Below are 17209 nucleotides of genomic sequence, written 5' to 3' on the forward strand. Positions count from 1 at the left end.
TACTCGCGCTGTTACTCGCGCTGTTACTTGCGCTGTTACTTGCGCTGTTACTTGATATACCGCCCTTGACGCATCACCCGGTCCGCCTGCGCCTGCGATGTCTGCAACGCAGCTTCGACGGTCGACTTGCCCGCCAGCGCGCCGGCAATCGCCTGGCCGACTACCGTTCCCAGCGACTGGAACTCGGGAATGGTGACGAACTGGATGCCGGTGTAAGGCACTTTCTGCAAGGTTGCATCCTTGGTGTCGGCCGACTGGATCGCATTCAGCACGAAGTCGGAATAAGGCGCAGCCTTTTTGTATTCAGGCGAAGCGTAGGTCGACATGCGGGTGCCTGGAGGGACCAGGCCCCAGCCCTTTTCCTTGGCGACCAGCTGCACATATTCCTTGGAAGTCGCCCAGGCCGCGAATTTCTTGGCGGCGTCCTGCGATTTCGACGATTTCGGAATCGCCAGCGACCAGATCCACAGCCAATGCGCGCCCTTGGGCGTGACCGCCACCGGCGCCGGCGCAAACGCTACCTTGCCGACCACTTTCGATTCCTTGCTGCTGTAGATCATGCCGGCGGCGACCGTGGCGTCGATCCACATGCCGCATTTGCCGCTGGAGAACAGCACCAGGTTTTCGTTGAAGCCGTTGGAGGTGGCGCCTGCCGGGCCGTACTTGCGCAGCAGGTCGACATAGGTGGTGACGGCGTTTTTCCATTCTGGCGAGTTGAGCTGCGGCTGCCATTTTTCATCGAACCAGCGGGCGCCGAAGGTATTCACCATGGTGCCGACCAGCGCCATGTTCTCGCCCCAGCCTGCACGGCCGCGCAGGCAGATGCCGGCGATGCCGTTCTGCTTGTCGGTCAGTTTTTCAGCAAAGCCGGCGATGTCCTGGAAGGTCGGGTGCTCGGGCATTTTCAAGCCCTTTTCCGCAAACAGGTCCTTGCGGTAATAGGTCATCGAGCTTTCGGCATAGAACGGCAGCGCGTACAGTTTGCCGCCTTCGGTCAAGCCTTCGCGCACGGTCTTGATCAGGTCGCCTTCGTCGTAGCTGGCAGGCAAGCCTTCCATCGGCGCCAGCCAGCCTTTCTTGGCCCAGATCGGCGCCTCATAGGCGCCGATGGTCATCAGGTCGAACTGGCCGCTGCCGGTGGCGATGTCGGTGGTGACCCGCTGCCGCAGGACGTTTTCTTCCAGCACTACCCAGCGCAGCTTGATGTCAGGATTGGCGGTTTCGAAATTCGAGGAAAGTTTTTGCAGTTCGATCATGTCGGGATTGTTGATCGTTGCGATGTTCACGGTGGTTGGCGCGGCCCAGGCGCTGTTGCAGAACATAGCCAGCAGGCTGAGTGGGGCCAGGGCGGCTGAAAACGAGCTTGCGCGGATGCTGCGACGTTTCATGTTTGTCTCCATTGTAGGAATGATCAATACGCCATGCCGACTTGCGCGGCTTCGCGTTATCACTTTCTCAGGCGGCGTTGATGGCGGTCGCCTGGAAAATTCTTTAACGTTGCCTTTTGCATCATGCCTTGCTGTTTTAAATATTGAGCAAAAGACTTTTCGTTGAGCAAATAATCATGCATGATTCAAAGCGTGTCAAGATTTAGTTCTGCTGCGCTGCACTATCTGGGACAATTCCAAGGTCGAATGCCAAAAAACAAGGCACAGCGACCCTGGCGATGCATGTTGGAAACGCGTGCCGAGCGGTCCATGCCCAAAAAAGGAAATCAGATGGCAAATGAAAAGCTGGATCTCGCCGCGCGCGCGGCGTGGATGTATTACGTGGCCGGCAATACCCAGAACGAAATCGCCGACCACCTGGGAATCTCGCGCCAGATGGCGCAGCGTCTGGTGGCTTATGCGCGTGAGTCGGGACTGGTCAAGGTCAGGGTGGAGCATCCGGTATCGACTTGCCTGGAGCTGGCCGCAGCATTGCAGCAGCGCTACGGCCTGGAGCAATGCCATGTGGTGCCGAGCATGGGGGCGGGCGGCAACGTGGTCGACGACGCCGGCGTGCAGCAGATGCTGGCCGTGGTCGGCGCCGAGGTGATGGAGCGCTATCTGCAGCAAGAGACGCCGCTGGTGGTCAACGTCGGTTCCGGGCGGACCTTGAAGGCAGTGCTGGAAGCGGTCACTGAAATGGAACGGCCGCAGCACCGGATCGTGTCGATGGTGGGAGCGATTGCCGCTGACGGCTCATCGAATCGCTATGACGTGGCGCTGACCGCCGCCGACAAGATCCAGGCCCGATTCTTTTTCCTGCCGGCGCCGCTGGTGGCCGACAGCGCCGACGACATGCGCCAGTGGTGCAGCCATCGCGTGTATCGCATCGTGGCCGACCTGGCGCAGCATGCCGACGTCACTTTCATCGGCGTCGGCACCATTGCGCCAGGCTGTCCGATGCACGAAGACGGCTTCATCACTGCCGAAGAAGTGGCGCAACTGCAGGGATACGGCGCAGTGGGAGAAATGATCGGCCACGCGATCGCCGGCGACGGCCGCCTGATCGCATCGCCGCTTGAAGACCGCGTCACCAGCTTGCCGCTGACGTCCCCGCCGGCGCGCCCGGTGATCGGCATGGCAGGCGGCGTCAAGAAAGCAGAAGCGATCCGCGCCGTATTGCGCGGCGGCTGGTGGTCCGGCCTGATCACCGACGAATACTGCGCCCGCTACGCGCTGCAGGACGAGTAGTTAATTAGGGTCGGAGTCAAATTGTTTGACCCAAACAATTTGACTCTGACCCTAATTAACCGTTTGCGGAGTACTTGCGCCTTCGGATCGATTATTCGCGTGAACGTTCGCGGAATTGCAGCGGCTGTTCGTCGGCTGCCGGGATTGGGCCGCAGCCGGTGGAGCACGAGCCGCATCCGCTGCCGCATCCTCCTGTTGAAGCCGCCGGCTGCAAGCGCTTGCCGATCGCGCGCAATGCTGTCGGCCGCGAGTCGCTGCTGAGGGAATTCGCCAGGGCTCCTTGCCAGCGCTGGCTGGTGGCCGGCATCAGGCGGCGGCAGGCATAGACCAGGCTGGCGATCACGGCGGCGCCGATCACGATGGCTTGCAGCACAAGAAATGGCGTCATGTCAGGAACCTCGCAATCTGATAGGTGAGGAAAGCCGCAAGATAAGCCAGGCCGAACAGGTAGGCGGTGGCGACGCCGACGATCTTCCAGGAATTGGTTTCGCGCCGCATCACCGCCAGCGTCGACATGCATTGCGGCGCAAACACATACCAGGCCAGCAACGCCAGAGCGGTCGCCAGCGACCATTGATGGGCGATCATCGGCCCCAGCTGCGAAGCGATGGCGTCCTCGCTGCCGGACATGGCATACACGGTTCCCAGCGCCGATACCGCGACTTCACGCGCAGCCATGCCAGGCACCAATGCAATGCATATCTGCCAGTTAAAGCCGATCGGGGCAAACACGTATTCCAGCAGGTGGCCGATCCGGCCCGCCAGGCTGTAATCGATGGCAGGCAAGGTTGCACCCGGCGGCGGGCCAGGGAAGGTCGATAAAAACCACAGCAGCACCGTGAGCGACAGGATGATGGTGGTAACCCGGCGCAAGAAAATCAGCGCCCGTTCCCACAGGCCGATGGCGATATTGCGGGCGCCGGGCAAGCGGTAAGACGGCAGCTCCATCAGCAGCGCGTGCTCGCTTTTATCCCGGCGCACGCGCTTGATGATCCAGGATACCGCCAGCGCGCTGGCGATGCCGGCCACGTACAGCACGAACAGGACGATGCCCTGCAAATTGAACAGGCCCCACACGCTGCGGCTAGGAATGAAAGCGGCGATCAGCAAGGTGTATACCGGAAGCCGCGCCGAACAGGTCATCAGCGGCGCCACCAGGATGGTGGTCAGGCGGTCGCGCGGGTCCTGGATGCTGCGGGTCGCCATGATGCCGGGAATCGCGCAGGCAAAACTGGACAGCAGCGGGATGAAGGAGCGGCCGGTAAGGCCGGCCTTGAACATCATGCGGTCAAGCAGGAAGGCGGCGCGCGGCAGGTAGCCGGATTCTTCCAGCACCAGGATAAAGAAAAACAGGATCAGGATCTGCGGCAGGAACACCAGCACCGTGCCCAGTCCGCCGAAAATGCCGTCGCTCACCAGGCTGCGCAACAGGCTTTCCGGCATGGCGGCCGCGACCCAGGCGCCGACTGCGCCGACGCCGGCCTGGATCGCTTCCATCAATGGCTGCGCCCAGGAAAAGACCGCCTGGAAAATGAAGAACATGATGGCCGCCAGCAGCGCCAGTCCGAACACCGGATGCAGCACCCAGCGGTCGATGGCGTCGTCGATCATCGATGTATTGCGCGGCATGGCGACAGCCGCCGCCAGCATGCTGCGCACCTCGGCGTGCAGATCGTCGCCGACGTTGCCGGTTGCCGGAGCCGGTGCGCCAGCCTGGTCCAGGTGCTGGATCAGGCCGCGGGCGCCGCCGCTGCGCACCGCCACGGTTTCAATCACGGGGATGCCGAGCCGGCGCTGCAGTTCCTCGCGGTCGATGGTGATGCCGCGCTTGCGGGCGGCGTCCATCATGTTCAATGCCAGCACCATGGGCCGGCCCAGCCGTTTGACTTCCAGCACAAAGCGCAGGTGCAGGCGCAGGTTGGTGGCGTCGGCGACGCATACTACCAGGTCCGGCAGCGCTTCGCCCGGCATCTGGCCGAGGCAGACCTTGCGCGTGATCATTTCGTCCGGGCTGGTCGCTTCCAGGCTGTACGCGCCGGGCAGGTCGAGCAGCTGGAACACGCGCCCGGATGGTGCGGTGAAACGGCCTTCCTTGCGTTCTACCGTGACGCCGGCGTAGTTCGCCACTTTCTGGCGGCTGCCGGTCAGCTGGTTGAACAGGGCGGTCTTGCCGCAATTGGGGTTGCCTACCAGGGCGATGCGGAGGGAGGATGCACTAGACATGAGGCCGGGATTCAGGACGCTGGATTGACGTGGACCCGGTGCGCTTCGGCGCGACGCAGGGCAAAACGGGTAAAGCCGATCTGGATCATCAGCGGATCGGCGCCGACCGGGCCGCGCGCCACCAGGCTCACGGCTTCGCCATGGACAAATCCCAGCTCGCGCAGGCGCTTGGCGATCGGGTCCTGCTCCAGCACGTCTTCTACATATTCGATCACTGCGGGGGTAAACGGCGTCAAGTCACAAAGTCTCATACAAAAGCCATGATCAATAATCATTCTCATTATATACATTCACGGCCACGGCTTGGCGAACAAAACAGGGGTGGAGAGGCTGTGCTGGCCCCATTCTTGCTCAGATGCCACTTTATTCCCTCGCCGGTTGGCAAAAATAGCGTGGCTTGCTTGACAGCATTGCCCGGTTTGCGTTTTACTTGGCGCAATTTTCTGCACCGCAACAAATTTCATCGATGATTTTCGGTAGCGCTAACATCGATGGCGTAGGAATTTGAATATTTATCAACTTGTCTCAACGAACGATCGGATTCTGCATGCGACTTCACAAAATACTTGCCTTGTCATCTCTGCTGTTGGCAAGCGCCTTCTGCCGCGCGGAGAGCGGCGTCACCGCCACTACCATCACGCTCGGGCAGTCGGCGGCGTTCACCGGGCCCGCGAAGGAACTGGGCAAGGGCATGCATGACGGCGCGCAAGCATATTTCGACCAGGTCAACGCCAGCGGCGGCGTGTTCGGCCGGAAAATCATCCTCAAGACCCTGGACGACGGTTATGAACCTGAGCGTGCGGCGGCGAATACCCGGCAGTTCATCGAGCAGGACGACGTACTGGCCTTGTTCGGTTATGTCGGCACGCCGACTTCAAATGCCTCGATTCCCGCCTTGACCAAGGCCAAGGTGCCGTTCTTCGCGCCGTTCACCGGCGCCCAGTCGCTGCGCGAACCGTTCAACCGGAACATCTTCAATATCCGCGCCAGCTACTTTGCCGAGACCGAAAAAATCGTGCAGCAGATCACCACCCTGTCGCTGAAGAAGATCGCGGTGTTTTACCAGAACGACGCCTATGGCAAGGCCGGCCTGGAAGGCGTGACGCGGGCGCTGAAGAAACGCGGGATCGAGGTTGCCGGGCTCGGCACGGTAGAGCGCAACAGCGTCGATGTCAGCGCAGCCGTCGCCAAGATCCGGCAAAGCCAGCCGCAGACGGTGATCATGGTGTCGGCCTACAACTCCAGCGCGGCCTTCATCAAGGCCATGATTGCAGCCGGCAGCCCGCCGTCGTTCTGGAACATTTCATTTGTCGGCAGCCAGCAGCTGGTGAATGCGCTGGGCAAGGATGCCAGCGGCGTGCAGATTGCACAGGTGATGCCGGCTCCTTGGGATGAAGTCAACGGCATCGTCAAGGAGTACCGCAAGTACTACCTGCAGGACGGCAAGCGAGAGTGGGATTACGTCAGCATGGAAGGGTTCATTGCGGCCAAGGTCCTGGTGGAAGGCCTCAAGCGCGCCGGCAGCAGCCTGTCGCGCGAGAGCCTGGTCAAGGCCCTGGAGACCATCAACCACTATGACGCCGGCGGTTATTTCGTCACCTTCAGCCCGAGCAACCACAACGGCTCGGAATTCGTCGACCTGACCATGGTGGCCAAGAGCGGCAGGTTCCTGCACTGATTTATCCGGGCGCGGCCACGATCACGTGCTTGATCTCCTGGAATGCTTGCAAGCCCCAGGGGCCAAGTTCGCGGCCCAGGCTGCTTTTCTTCATGCCGCCCCACGAGGCTTGCGGAAAAATCACCTGCGGGCTGTTGACCCAGACCAGGCCTACTTCCAGCGCCGCTGACACGCGGCTGGCGCGTTCGCTGTCCGCGGTCAGGACGGTCGCCACCAGGCCGTAGTCGCTTCGGTTGGCGATCGCAATCGCTTCCTGCTCGCTGTCGAAGGCATGGATGCATAACACCGGGCCGAAGATTTCCTCGCGCCAGAGCGGGCTGTCGAACGGCACGTCGGCGAAGATCGTCGGCGCCACGAAATATCCCTTGGCCTTGTCTTGCGCAGGCGCGCCGCCGGTAATCAGCTTGAGTCCCGCGGCCATCCCTTGCTGGATGTACTGCTGCACTTTCTGATATTGCCGGCGGCTGCTCAAGGGACCCATCTGCGTTGCGGGATCCATCGGATCGCCGACCCGGATGGATTCGACGCGCTGCTTGAGGCGCGCCGTGAAATCCTGGGCGATGCTGTGCTCGATCAGCAGGCGCGAGGTCGCCGAGCACATCTGTCCGGCGTTGAAAAATATCCCGCCGCAGACGATATCGAGCGCCAGTTCCAGGTCGGCGTCGGCAAACAACAGCGCCGCCGATTTCCCGCCCAGTTCCAGGCTGATGCGCTTGAGGTCGTCGGCGGCGGTTTTCATCACTGCCTGGCCGACAACCGTGCTGCCGGTGAAGGAAACCTTGCGGACTGCGGGATGGGAGGCCAGCGCCGCTCCGGCCTCGGCGTCGCCGGTGACCAGGTTGAAGACGCCGGCCGGCAATCCGGCCCGGTCGATGATGGCCGCCAGCGCCAGCTCCGGCAATGGCGTTATCTCCGACGGCTTGAGCACCACCGTGCAGCCGGCCGCCAGCGCCGGCGCCACTTTCCATGCCGTGGTCACCATGGGGAAATTCCACGGCACGATCAGGGCCGCGACACCGCAAGGTTCATGCCGCAAGGTTGCGGTAAAGCCGGCATCGGGCAGGGCTACCGGCTGATCCTGGCGGTCATCTAGCTGTTCCGCCAGTTCGGCGTAGTAGCTGAAGGTGGCGATGACGTCGCCGACATCGATCAGCGATTCGCTCAAGGGTTTGCCGTTGTTGGCGGTTTGCAGGCGCGCCAGCTGTTCCTGCTGCTGTTGCACGCCATCGGCGATCGCGCGCAAAAAGGCGCCGCGCTCGCGGCCGGAACTTTTGCCCCATCCTGCCTGGGCGGCCGCGGCCGCTGAGACGGCGTCGTCGATATCTTGCGCGGCGCCGAAGGCGACCTCGGCCAGCGCCGTTTCGGTCGCCGGGTTGAGCACGGTTTCCGTCCGGCCGGAACGGGCGTTGTACCAGCGGCCCGCGATGTATAGCAGGTGCGGCGGTTGGTTCAGCATTGTTGCTCCTGGCCAGTCCATTCGGTTTCCCGGATTTCAATCAGGGTCGGCCTGTCGGCTGAGGCCGCCAGCCGCAGGGCGCCGGCCAGTTCCGCCGCTGTCGCCACATGCTCGGCCGCACAGCCGAAGCCGCGTGCAATCGCCAGGAAATCGGGCGTGTAGATATCGACGCCGACGGGTTCGATGGCACGGTTTTGCATGTACTTCTTGATTTCTCCGTAGCCGTTGTTATTCCACAGCAGGATGATTACCGGCACGCCGGCCTCCACCGCGCTGGCCAGTTCCGGCAAGGTAAATTGCAAGCCGCCGTCGCCGATCAGGCATATTACCGGCCGGCCGGCCATGGCCAGCTTGGCGCCTATCGCGGCCGGCAGCGCATAACCGAGGGTGCCGTATCCGGTCGAGGAATTGAACCAGCTGCGCGGCGCCGCAGCGTCGAAGGTGATGTTGCCGGTATACACGGGCTGGGTAGAGTCGCCGACGTAGATCGCATCCGGCAGCGCGCTTGCCACCGCTTCCAGCATGCGATGCTGCATGCGGGCCGGGTGGTCAAGGCTGGCGTCGACTTCGCCTCGCAAGGCGGCCACACGGCTGTTGCCCCATGAGGCGTCGTGCCGTGCCGGCTCGGAAGGCGACTGCAGTTGCTGCATCAATCCCTGCAGCGCGCTGGCGGCGTCCGACAGCAGCGTCAGCGATGGCGGATAGTTGCGCGCCAGCTGCTGGGCGTCGATATCGATCCTGATCAGTTTGCCCGGGATGAGGAAGCCGCCGTCGAACACGGTGTCATAGTCGGTTTCCCCGAGTTCGGTGCCGATTGCCAGCACCACGTCGGCCTCGCACACCAGTGCCCGGGTCGCGGCGGTGGACTGGTTGGAGCCGAGCAGCAGCGGATGCCGCGGCGGCAGCAAGCCCTTGGCGTTGATGGTGAGCGCAGTCGGAGCCTGCAGGCGCTCTGCCAGCTGTTGCAGTTCAATGCCGGCGTTGACGGCGCCGCCGCCGGCCAGGATCAGCGGACGCTTGGCCTGCTGCAGCATCGCTGCCGCGGCGGCTACGCTGCGCGGATCGGCGTACGGTTTCGCGCTGCGCGCAGGCATGGCGACGGACAAATGCGCGGCCGGGGCGACGATCACATCCAAAGGCATTTCAATATGCACCGGCCGCGGACGGGCGCTGTCGAACACGGCGAAGGTGCGCGCCAATACCGCCGGCAGTTCGTCGGCGCTCATCAAGGTATGCGAGAACGCCGTCATCCCGGCAAACACGCTGCGCTGGGACGGCAATTCATGCAGCATGCCGTTGCCATTTCCCAGGTGCTGGCGCGCGTTGACGCTGGAAATGACTAGCATCGGGATCGAGTCGGCATAGGCTTGCGCCATCGCAGTGGCGATATTGGTCATGCCGGGACCGGTGATGATGAAGCAGACACCGGGTTTGCCGCTCACCCGCGCATAACCGTCGGCCATGAAGCCCGCCCCCTGCTCGTGGCGCGGCGTGATGTGGCGCACCTTGGATTGCGCCAGGCCCCGATACAGCTCGACGGTATGGACCCCGGGAATGCCGAACACCAGTTCGACCCCGTAGTTTTCCAGCAGCTTGATCAGCACTTCGCCACAGCTTGTGCTTGCAGGAGCAAGCGTCAGCGCTCCGCTCTCGGACAGGCTGGCGCCGGTTTTGCCTATTTCAGTACTCTCAAGTCGTTTCATTTTTTTTAGCGGTGGCGTTGCGTTATAAATCGGCGGGCAATGGCAGACGCAGCCATTTCTGCGAAATCTTGTTCAGGCTGCCGTCTTTCTTGGCCTGCACGATGGCCTGGTTGATCTGCTGCGTCAGGCGCGCTTCGTTCTTGTTGAAGCCGACGTGATCCGGCGAGCTGAACAGCTGGAATTTTTGCTGTATGCCGGCGGCCGGATTCTTGGCCATGATGGTGGCGCCGACATCGTTGCCGACCACCATCAGCTGTGTCTGTCCCGACAGGAAGGCCGAGATGGCGCCGTTGGCGTCGTCAAAGCGTTTGATGGTGGCGCCGGCCGGCGCTGTTTTCGAGATGCTCAAGTCTTCCAGCGTGCCGCGGGCCACGGCGATGGTCTTGCCGGCCAGGTCTGCGCTGTCCTTGATGGCCAGCTTGGGTCCGCCGAAGACGGCCAGGTAGTACGGTGCGTAGGCGTCGGAAAAATCAATCACCTTGGCGCGCTCCGGCGTCTGTCCTACCGACAGCAGCAGGTCCACCTTGCCGCCGGCAAGGTAAGCCATGCGGTTGTCGCCGGTGACTTGCACCAGTTCCACCTTGGTCTTCAATGCCTTGCCGATCAGTTCGGCCATGTCGATGTCGTAGCCGAGCGGCTGCATGTCAGGGCCGATCGAGCCGAACGGCGGGTAGTCCATGAAGACGCCGATCCTGACCTTGCCGCTCTTGGCGATGGTGTCGATGGCGTCGGCGTGGCTGGGAGCGGCATGCAGCATGCCTGCTGCGAGCAGCGCGGCGGCGCCCAGCTTGCACAGGCGGCGATTGAGGAGGGCTGGCAATAGGTTCATGGTGTTGTCCTGTGAGTGAATGGATGTATCGTTCGGCGGCATTCCAGGTCAGGCGGCCAGCCGGCCAGGGCTGGCGTCGATCAGCTTGCAGGCATGCGGCGGCAGGGTGGCGAGTACCGAACTGCCGATTGCCAGCCCCGGCACTTCGCGCGGGCTGGTGGCTACCGTCAGCGTAAAGCCGGCGCAATCTACGGTAGCTTCCAGCGACGAACCGACGTCGCGGATAAAACTCACCTGGCCGGGCACGCAATTGTTGCGGATGCTGGCGTGAAGATCCTTGTGCGCCTGCGGTTCGCTGATTTTCAGGCAAACGTCTTCCGGCCTGATCAGCAGGCGGATGTCCTGGCCGGCGCTGGCTTTGCGCGGGCCGCCGATGTCGATCAGCTGGCCGCCGGCCAGCCGTACGCATTGTTCGCCGCTCGGCACCGCCGGCAGGATGTTGCCGAGGCCGATGAAGTCGGCGACAAATTCGTTGACCGGGTCCCGGTACACGTCCAGCGGTGAACCGATCTGGGCGATCTGGCCTTGTTCCATCACCACGATCACGTCGGCCATGGTCATTGCTTCGCGCTGGTCGTGGGTCACCATGATGGTGGTGATGCCAAGCCGCTGCTGCAGCAGGCGGATTTCAACCTGCATGGCTTCGCGCAGCTTGGCGTCGAGTGCAGACAGCGGTTCGTCCAGCAGCAACAGCTTGGGCGCGGACGCCAGGGCGCGGGCAATCGCTACCCGCTGCCGCTGGCCGCCGGACAATTGCGCCACCGGCCGGTCGGCCATGTGCGGCAACTGGATCAGCTGCAGCAGTTCGTCGACACGTTGCTTCTGGCTTTGCCTGCCGGCCTTGCGCAAGCGCAGCGGGTAGGCGATGTTGCCGGCCACGGTCATGTGCGGGAACAGCGCCAGCGACTGGAACACCATGCCGAAATCGCGCTCGCAGGCCGGCACCTGGGTGAGGTCCTTGCCATCCATGCTGAGGCGGCCGCTGGTCGGCGTCTCGAGCCCGGCGATCATGCGCAGCAGCGTGGTCTTGCCGCAGCCGGACGGCCCCAGGAAACATACCAGCTTGCCTTCGGGGATGCTCAGGTTGACGTGCTTGACGACGTGCACAGCGCCGAAGTGCTTGTTGACGTTTTCGATAATTAGTTGATTGCTCATGTTGTTCTCGTCAGGTTGGAACGTATTGCTTCCCTATTCGGCTAGAGCGCCACGCCATCGTCGCCTACCAGCTTTTCCAGCAGCCAGATCAGGCCGAAATCGATCAGGACGATGAATACGGCGAAGGAGAAGACGGTCGGGTCGAGCGACGATACGGTGCGGCTGTACAGCCATACCGGCAAGGTCATGGTGTCGACGTCGTACAGGAAAAAAGTCACCGTGAATTCGTTGAAGGAGACGATGAAGGCGAACAGCATCCCGGCCAGGATGCCGGGCCGCATCAGCGGCAGCACCACGTCAAACATGGCGCGCATGGGCCGTGCTCCCATCAGGTAAGCCGCTTCTTCGAATTCCGGGCCGATGCCGGCAATCGACGCCGCGCAGTTCTTGACCGCGAACGGCAAAGCCAGGATCACGTGGGCGATGACGAGCCGGAAAATGCCCAGTTCGACCGGAAAATAATTGAACACCAGCAGCAGCGAAATGCCCAGCATCACCAGCGGATACACCATCGGCAGGGCGATGAACTGCTCGACCACGGCCTTGCCGGGAAAGTTGAAGCGATTCAACGCATAGGCGGCGGGAATGGCCACGGCGGCGGCGATCAGCATGGTCGCGAACGCCACCATCAGGCTGGTGCCCAGCGCCTGTCCCATCGACAGCACGTCGCTGGCGTCGGGCGACATGAAGGTGCGCCAGGCTGCGCGATACCACTGCAAGCCGTAGCTCGGCGGCGGGAAGGCCAGCGTGTCGGAAGCGCCGAACGACATGATGATCATGGTGAGGATCGGCATTGCCGCAAGTATCAGGACCACTGCCGCCAGCACGCCGGTGAAACGGGTGAGCTGGCCGGGCAGGGCGCGCCGCAGGAACGGCAGGGCAAATGCAGTCATCGTGTATTCCCCAGCATCTTCTGTGATCGATGCACCAGTTTCTGCGACAGTGCCATCACCGCCAGGGTCGCCAGCATCAAGACCACGCTGGTGGCGGATGCCGCCGGCCAGTTGAGCAAGGGCGTAATCTGGTCGCGCACCAGCACCGCCAGCATCGAGACCCGGCGCCCGCCGAGCAGCAGCGGCACGGCAAAGGCGCTGGCGTTGTAGGCGAACACCAGCAAGGCGCCCGACAGGATGCCCGGCATCGCCAGCGGCAGCAGCACGTGGCGCAGGATTTGCCAGCGGCTGGCGCCCATGGTGGCGGCCGCTTCTTCGTAGCTGCCGGAAATCGCTTTCAGGGCGCTGGCCATCGGCAGCGCCGCCAGCGGAAACGCGGTTTGTATCAATCCCAGCAAGACGCCGTTTTCGCGATACAGCCATTGCACCGGGCGCTGCACGATGCCCAGCGCCAGCAGCGAATTATTCAGCACGCCGCCGGGGCCAAGGATGATCAGCCAGCCGTAGCTTTGCAGCAGCAGGTTCACCAGCAAGGGCAGCAGCACGCCGGTCAGCAGCAGGCGCCGCGCCAGCTTTGATTTGGCGCGCGCCATGGCGATCGCCACCGGGATCGCCAGCAGCACCGCCAATACCGTGCTCTGGAACGCCAGGCGCAAGGTGAGCCAAAGCGACTTCATGTAATAAGGCGTCGCCAGGTCGGCGTAACTGCTCAGCGAAACGCTGCGCCATTCATCGCCGTTGCTGCCGACGCTCATGCGGATCACCGCCAGCGCCGCTGCCGCCAGCACTGCCAGGAACAGCAGCACCGGCGCCAGCAGCAGCCACGGCCGCGCATTGGAGTCTTGATCGAGCATTGCTTTTACCTTTGCCTGTAGCGGTTAGGCCGAAAAGATCTCGGTATAGCGGCGCACCCATTCGCTTTGCACCACGGCCAGCGCCTTGTCGTCGTGGATCTGCGCTTTCTCGGCGATCTGCCTGGCGCTGGGAACATAGCGGCTGCTGTCGGCCGGTATCGACGCCTTGGTGTTCACCGGGCCGTTGAGGACGTCGGCGGCCATCTTGCCTTGCACCACCGGATCAAGCGTATGGTTGATGAAGGCGTGGATCAGGTCGAGGTCGCCCGGATGCGATTTCGGAATCACCGTGTACATCAGCTGCGCCGCAAAACCTTCCTTCATGTCATAGGTGACGCCCATCTTGTACTCGGGTTTCTTGATCGCGACCGGGAAGAAGGCCGGCGAGTAGATGCCGCCCAGGTCCAGCGCATTGGTGCGGAACAGTTCGGCCACCTGGTTCGGGTTTTCGCCGAGCATCAGGATACGGTCCTTGAGCAGCGCCAGTTTCTTGAAGCCGGGGTCGATGTTCTTTTGCGAGCCGCCCGACAGCTTGGCGGCAATGATGGCAAGGTCGACTGCCTCGACCCAGCTTGGCGGCGGCAAGAAGATGCGGCCGCTGTATTTCTCGTCCCAAAGCGCTTCGTAGCTGGACGGCGCGGCCTTGAAGGTCGAGGTGTTGTAGATCAGGCCGTTGGTCCACAGCAGATAGCCGACGCCGTAGCCGTTGGCGCCGCTGCGGTGCTGGGGGGCGACGTCTTTCAGGTTCGGCAGCCGCGCCAGGTCCGGCTGCATCAGCAGGCCGGCGTCCGCCAGGCCGGAAGCGCCTACGCCAGCCAGCGTGATCACATCGTATTGCGGTTTGTTGCCGGCAGCCTTGAGCTTGGCCACCATGCCCGAGGTGCCGTCGGCGCGGTCGGCGATCACTTTGGCGCCGGTCTTTTCAGAAAAGCTGGCGGCGATATTGCGCAGCGCCGCCAGGCCGGTGTCGTCAGACCAGGTCAGGAAACGCAGCGTCTTGCCTTTGAAGTTCTGTTCCTGTGCAAAGACGTTCACAAATGGTGCGGATAACGTGGATGCGGCAATCGATGCACCAATTGCCTTGATGACGTTGCGTCGTTTGGTATTTGTATTTTGCATGGCTTGCTCCTGCTGTAAAAGTATGGAAACAACGATTGGATGCCTGTGGCCAGATTGATCGGCGTTATCCCGGGATGCAAGAGATGTGCCAGATGTCGCTGTAAGGCATTAGTTTTAATGATGGCTAGGATGCGTAAAACTGATGCCTGAGAAGGTCGGGGGTAATTACGGCAGGTGCGGGTTTGCAACAGGAAGCGGGTGGCTTTTGGGCAGGATGCATTTGTCTCTCTCCGGTATCAGGAAATGTATTTTCTTTGTGAAGTGTCCCTGCGGGATCTGCTCACTTTTTTATGCTTGCTATTCTTGGGCATTGCCGGGGTCTTCACAAACGAAATATAATCATGGGAGCCATGCATTTTCCTGTTGGCTTAGATCTCCGGAGACGCCCATGCGCAAGTTGCCGCCCTTGAATGCCCTGCAAGTCTTCGAGACTGTCGCGCGCCATCAAAACATCACGCATGCCGCCAACTACCTTTGCCTGACCCAGGGCGCGGTCAGCCGGCAGATACTGATCCTGGAAGAGTATTACGGCTTCCCCCTGTTCCAGCGCCATGCGCGCGGCTTGACGCTGACCGAGGAAGGCGAGCTCCTGCTGCCCGCGGTGCGCGAAAGTTTCGCGCGGATCGAAGAGATATCGACCCGGCTGACGCGGCAGCGCACCGACCTGGCGTTGAAAGTGCCGACCTGCATCATGCGCTGGATCTATCCCAAGATCATGCTGTTCCAGGCCGCCAATCCGGATATCCAGCTGCAGGTCACGACTGCCCTGCAGCACAATGTCGACTTCCAGCGCGAATCGTTTGACGCTGCCATCGTGTATGGCGCGCCGACCGGCAAGGATACCCATTCGCTTTTGTTGTTTACCGAACAGCTGACGCCGGTATGCGCGCCTGCAATGCTCAAGGAGCAGCCGTACCTGGAGCCGGAGCAGCTGGCGCAGCAGACTTTGCTGCATCCGACCAGGGATCACCGGGACTGGGAAATGTGGCTGCGCTTTGCCGGCGTCAAAGGCGTCGACGCCAGCAGCGGCCAGAGTTTTGAAACGCTGGACCTGGCGGTGAATGCGGCCGCGCAAGGATTCGGCGTGGCGATAGGCGACTGCATCCTGGCCAGCGACGACCTTGAGATGCAGCGGCTGGTGAAGCCGTTCGATTGCGTGATGCCGGGGCAAAGCTATTATTTCGTTTATCCGGAAAGCGTCGCCAACCAGCAGAAAATCACGATCTTCCGCGAGTGGATCGCCCAGCACTGCATGGAGCACGCCGCGCCGCTCGCCTGAGCGGCCAGCTCGCGTCAGTCCGGCCGCCGTTCCTTTTTCGCGGCTACGTCCGGCGCCGACGCATCTGTACGTCGCAGGCGAAGAACTCCTGGCAATATTTTCCGGTTCCAACGACGGCGATTGCACACTCATTGTTAACGTTATGCGCCTGGACACGCGAAGTTGCCGGCGACTCTGCAAGAAACCGGCAGCCAGAAAATATTAATGAAAAGAAATAGTTAAATCGGTTTTGTTTTTCATGGGAAATAATAGGTGTGTATTTAGCGTCATTAGACGGTTAAATATTGTTAATTTGTGTCAACGATAGTTAAAGATTGAGTTTTCCAGTAGTTTCATACGGCTCTTGCTTTTACTCTTTGCTTGCATGCTGACGCCGGATTTAACAAACCGGTGAATGTGTAGCACAGGGGTAATCGACTGGATCTGGACAGGCAATTTCCAAAAGAAAAAAGATTTGCCATAAGGCAATTCGACGCGCTTGTTCATTTTCAACAATCAAAGAGTAAACCGATGCAGAAAATTGATGGCGTTCTTCGAGATGATCAGTGGGACAAGCTGGAACCTTTATTGATCGGACGGCCTGGAGATTCCGGGATGTGCGGCCGCGACAATCGCCTATTCATGGAGGCGGTGTTATGGGTCGCGCTGAAATCAGGCTCATGGAGCAACCTGTCGCCCGAATTCGGCCGCTGGAGAACCAGCTACATGCGGTTCCGGCGCTGGACCAAGGCCGATGTCTGGCGGCGCCTGGCCGAAAACCTGGTTGACGACCAGGAATTGCAGGTCATGCTGGGGGCCATCGTCACCCTTGGCGACGAACACACCCGCCTGAACACGGAAAGATCGATCAGGCGCACCAATGTGAAAATTTATGGACGCGCCCTGGCTTCCGCTGTGGGCGCCAACGCAAAACCGGCACGCGCCGACGAATTGTCGTCGTCGTGGGTGTGGCTGGTTACCGACGACAGCCAGACTGGCTGATCTTCAAAAGCAATGCCCCGGCTGCAGGCGCTCATCGTGAAGCGCCGGTGCGGCCGGCGTCATTTGGCATCACGCGCCCAATGCTGGCGAATGTTGATATTGATGCAAATGTTTCTTCCTGAATCGCCACCCGTAAAACCATTCCTGGTTGGGTAGCTGGCGCCGAAAATAACTCAAAGTTACATTAAAGCACAATAGGGTTCCCGCTCTAAAGGAGTGCCGCATCGCACTACCTTCATGCGGTATCAGGTATTATCGGCAACCATAGGGAGAGTGTTTGATAGGAAACTTTCTGGTCGGGGCCATGCGGCTGCCGCGGCACTTTCCCTGTGTATAACAAAGAATGGCCCCGCCTAAGGGG

At 61.5% G+C, this 17209-nt stretch carries 15 protein-coding genes; 4 read left to right on the forward strand and 11 right to left on the reverse strand.

Annotation, left to right across the window (positions count from 1 at the left end):
* Positions 1 to 47 precede the first annotated feature (47 nt).
* Positions 48 to 1388 carry an ABC transporter substrate-binding protein gene (locus tag AC07RZ_RS03095; RefSeq protein ID WP_092397596.1) on the reverse strand — a complete coding sequence of 447 codons (1341 nt, stop codon included), beginning with the start codon at positions 1386 to 1388 and terminating at the stop codon, positions 48 to 50.
* Between the two features lie 330 nt (positions 1389 to 1718).
* On the opposite strand from AC07RZ_RS03095, the gene AC07RZ_RS03100 reads away from it, so the two are divergent.
* Complete coding sequence (locus tag AC07RZ_RS03100) at positions 1719 to 2678, forward strand: sugar-binding transcriptional regulator (RefSeq protein ID WP_144739699.1); 960 nt, start codon at positions 1719 to 1721, stop codon at positions 2676 to 2678.
* Between the two features lie 91 nt (positions 2679 to 2769).
* On the opposite strand, the gene AC07RZ_RS03105 is transcribed toward AC07RZ_RS03100, so the two are convergent.
* From AC07RZ_RS03105 to AC07RZ_RS03115, 3 genes are read right to left on the reverse strand one after another with little or no spacing between them, the layout of a single operon-like run.
* Complete coding sequence (locus AC07RZ_RS03105) at positions 2770 to 3066, reverse strand: DUF6587 family protein (protein WP_494666855.1); 297 nt, start codon at positions 3064 to 3066, stop codon at positions 2770 to 2772.
* On the reverse strand, positions 3063 to 4901 hold the full coding sequence (gene feoB / locus AC07RZ_RS03110; RefSeq protein ID WP_494666856.1) for a ferrous iron transporter B: 1839 nt from the start codon (positions 4899 to 4901) through the stop codon (positions 3063 to 3065). The genes AC07RZ_RS03105 and feoB overlap by 4 nt, the downstream gene beginning before the upstream one ends.
* Positions 4902 to 4912: 11 nt before the next feature.
* The gene (locus AC07RZ_RS03115) at positions 4913 to 5152 is read right to left on the reverse strand and encodes a FeoA family protein (protein ID WP_092397590.1); all 240 of its coding nucleotides are present in this window, start codon (positions 5150 to 5152) and stop codon (positions 4913 to 4915) included.
* Positions 5153 to 5448: 296 nt separating this feature from the next.
* On the opposite strand from AC07RZ_RS03115, the gene AC07RZ_RS03120 reads away from it, so the two are divergent.
* A complete protein-coding gene (locus AC07RZ_RS03120) occupies positions 5449 to 6579 on the forward strand; it encodes an ABC transporter substrate-binding protein (RefSeq protein ID WP_494666857.1) in 1131 nt (376 codons plus the stop codon).
* A 1-nt stretch (position 6580) separates the two neighbouring features.
* On the opposite strand, the gene AC07RZ_RS03125 is transcribed toward AC07RZ_RS03120, so the two are convergent.
* The 7 genes from AC07RZ_RS03125 to AC07RZ_RS03155 are packed head-to-tail and all read right to left on the reverse strand — an operon-like array spanning position 6581 to position 14588.
* A complete protein-coding gene (locus AC07RZ_RS03125; protein ID WP_494666858.1) occupies positions 6581 to 8035 on the reverse strand; it encodes an aldehyde dehydrogenase family protein in 1455 nt (484 codons plus the stop codon).
* A complete protein-coding gene (locus AC07RZ_RS03130) occupies positions 8029 to 9738 on the reverse strand; it encodes a 5-guanidino-2-oxopentanoate decarboxylase (RefSeq protein WP_494666859.1) in 1710 nt (569 codons plus the stop codon). Before AC07RZ_RS03130 ends, AC07RZ_RS03125 begins: the two co-directional genes overlap by 7 nt.
* A gap of 22 nt (positions 9739 to 9760) precedes the next feature.
* Entirely contained in the window at positions 9761 to 10567 is an 807-nt protein-coding gene (locus tag AC07RZ_RS03135) for a transporter substrate-binding domain-containing protein (protein ID WP_494666860.1), read from the reverse strand.
* Between the two features lie 48 nt (positions 10568 to 10615).
* Positions 10616 to 11722 carry an ABC transporter ATP-binding protein gene (locus tag AC07RZ_RS03140; RefSeq protein ID WP_494666861.1) on the reverse strand — a complete coding sequence of 369 codons (1107 nt, stop codon included), beginning with the start codon at positions 11720 to 11722 and terminating at the stop codon, positions 10616 to 10618.
* 41 nt (positions 11723 to 11763) lie between these two features.
* Positions 11764 to 12615, reverse strand: a complete 852-nt coding sequence (locus AC07RZ_RS03145) for an ABC transporter permease (protein WP_494666862.1) — start codon at positions 12613 to 12615, stop codon at positions 11764 to 11766.
* Positions 12612 to 13469, reverse strand: a complete 858-nt coding sequence (locus AC07RZ_RS03150) for an ABC transporter permease (RefSeq protein ID WP_144739715.1) — start codon at positions 13467 to 13469, stop codon at positions 12612 to 12614. Before AC07RZ_RS03150 ends, AC07RZ_RS03145 begins: the two co-directional genes overlap by 4 nt.
* A 24-nt stretch (positions 13470 to 13493) precedes the next feature.
* Positions 13494 to 14588 carry an ABC transporter substrate-binding protein gene (locus AC07RZ_RS03155; protein ID WP_494666863.1) on the reverse strand — a complete coding sequence of 365 codons (1095 nt, stop codon included), beginning with the start codon at positions 14586 to 14588 and terminating at the stop codon, positions 13494 to 13496.
* A gap of 388 nt (positions 14589 to 14976) precedes the next feature.
* Here AC07RZ_RS03155 and AC07RZ_RS03160 point away from each other — a divergent pair, with 388 nt between their 5' ends.
* Together AC07RZ_RS03160 and AC07RZ_RS03165 are read left to right on the forward strand one after the other, a co-directional pair.
* Entirely contained in the window at positions 14977 to 15867 is an 891-nt protein-coding gene (locus tag AC07RZ_RS03160; protein ID WP_494666864.1) for a LysR substrate-binding domain-containing protein, read from the forward strand.
* A gap of 510 nt (positions 15868 to 16377) precedes the next feature.
* The gene (locus tag AC07RZ_RS03165) at positions 16378 to 16848 is read left to right on the forward strand and encodes a transposase (protein WP_494666865.1); all 471 of its coding nucleotides are present in this window, start codon (positions 16378 to 16380) and stop codon (positions 16846 to 16848) included.
* Positions 16849 to 17209 lie beyond the last annotated feature (361 nt).

Source organism: Collimonas sp. GW821-FHT07E08, assembly GCF_059418905.1.

Bases quoted from the DNA above. Each gene is read 5' to 3' on its own strand.
- AC07RZ_RS03095 (WP_092397596.1), bottom strand. From the start codon at position 1,388: ATGAAACGTCGCAGCATCCGCGCAAGCTCGTTTTCAGCCGCCCTGGCC.
- AC07RZ_RS03100 (WP_144739699.1), top strand. From the start codon at position 1,719: ATGGCAAATGAAAAGCTGGATCTCGCCGCGCGCGCGGCGTGGATGTAT.
- AC07RZ_RS03105 (WP_494666855.1), bottom strand. From the start codon at position 3,066: ATGACGCCATTTCTTGTGCTGCAAGCCATCGTGATCGGCGCCGCCGTG.
- feoB (WP_494666856.1), bottom strand. From the start codon at position 4,901: ATGTCTAGTGCATCCTCCCTCCGCATCGCCCTGGTAGGCAACCCCAAT.
- AC07RZ_RS03115 (WP_092397590.1), bottom strand. From the start codon at position 5,152: ATGAGACTTTGTGACTTGACGCCGTTTACCCCCGCAGTGATCGAATAT.
- AC07RZ_RS03120 (WP_494666857.1), top strand. From the start codon at position 5,449: ATGCGACTTCACAAAATACTTGCCTTGTCATCTCTGCTGTTGGCAAGC.
- AC07RZ_RS03125 (WP_494666858.1), bottom strand. From the start codon at position 8,035: ATGCTGAACCAACCGCCGCACCTGCTATACATCGCGGGCCGCTGGTAC.
- AC07RZ_RS03130 (WP_494666859.1), bottom strand. From the start codon at position 9,738: ATGAAACGACTTGAGAGTACTGAAATAGGCAAAACCGGCGCCAGCCTG.
- AC07RZ_RS03135 (WP_494666860.1), bottom strand. From the start codon at position 10,567: ATGAACCTATTGCCAGCCCTCCTCAATCGCCGCCTGTGCAAGCTGGGC.
- AC07RZ_RS03140 (WP_494666861.1), bottom strand. From the start codon at position 11,722: ATGAGCAATCAACTAATTATCGAAAACGTCAACAAGCACTTCGGCGCT.
- AC07RZ_RS03145 (WP_494666862.1), bottom strand. From the start codon at position 12,615: ATGACTGCATTTGCCCTGCCGTTCCTGCGGCGCGCCCTGCCCGGCCAG.
- AC07RZ_RS03150 (WP_144739715.1), bottom strand. From the start codon at position 13,469: ATGCTCGATCAAGACTCCAATGCGCGGCCGTGGCTGCTGCTGGCGCCG.
- AC07RZ_RS03155 (WP_494666863.1), bottom strand. From the start codon at position 14,588: ATGCAAAATACAAATACCAAACGACGCAACGTCATCAAGGCAATTGGT.
- AC07RZ_RS03160 (WP_494666864.1), top strand. From the start codon at position 14,977: ATGCGCAAGTTGCCGCCCTTGAATGCCCTGCAAGTCTTCGAGACTGTC.
- AC07RZ_RS03165 (WP_494666865.1), top strand. From the start codon at position 16,378: ATGCAGAAAATTGATGGCGTTCTTCGAGATGATCAGTGGGACAAGCTG.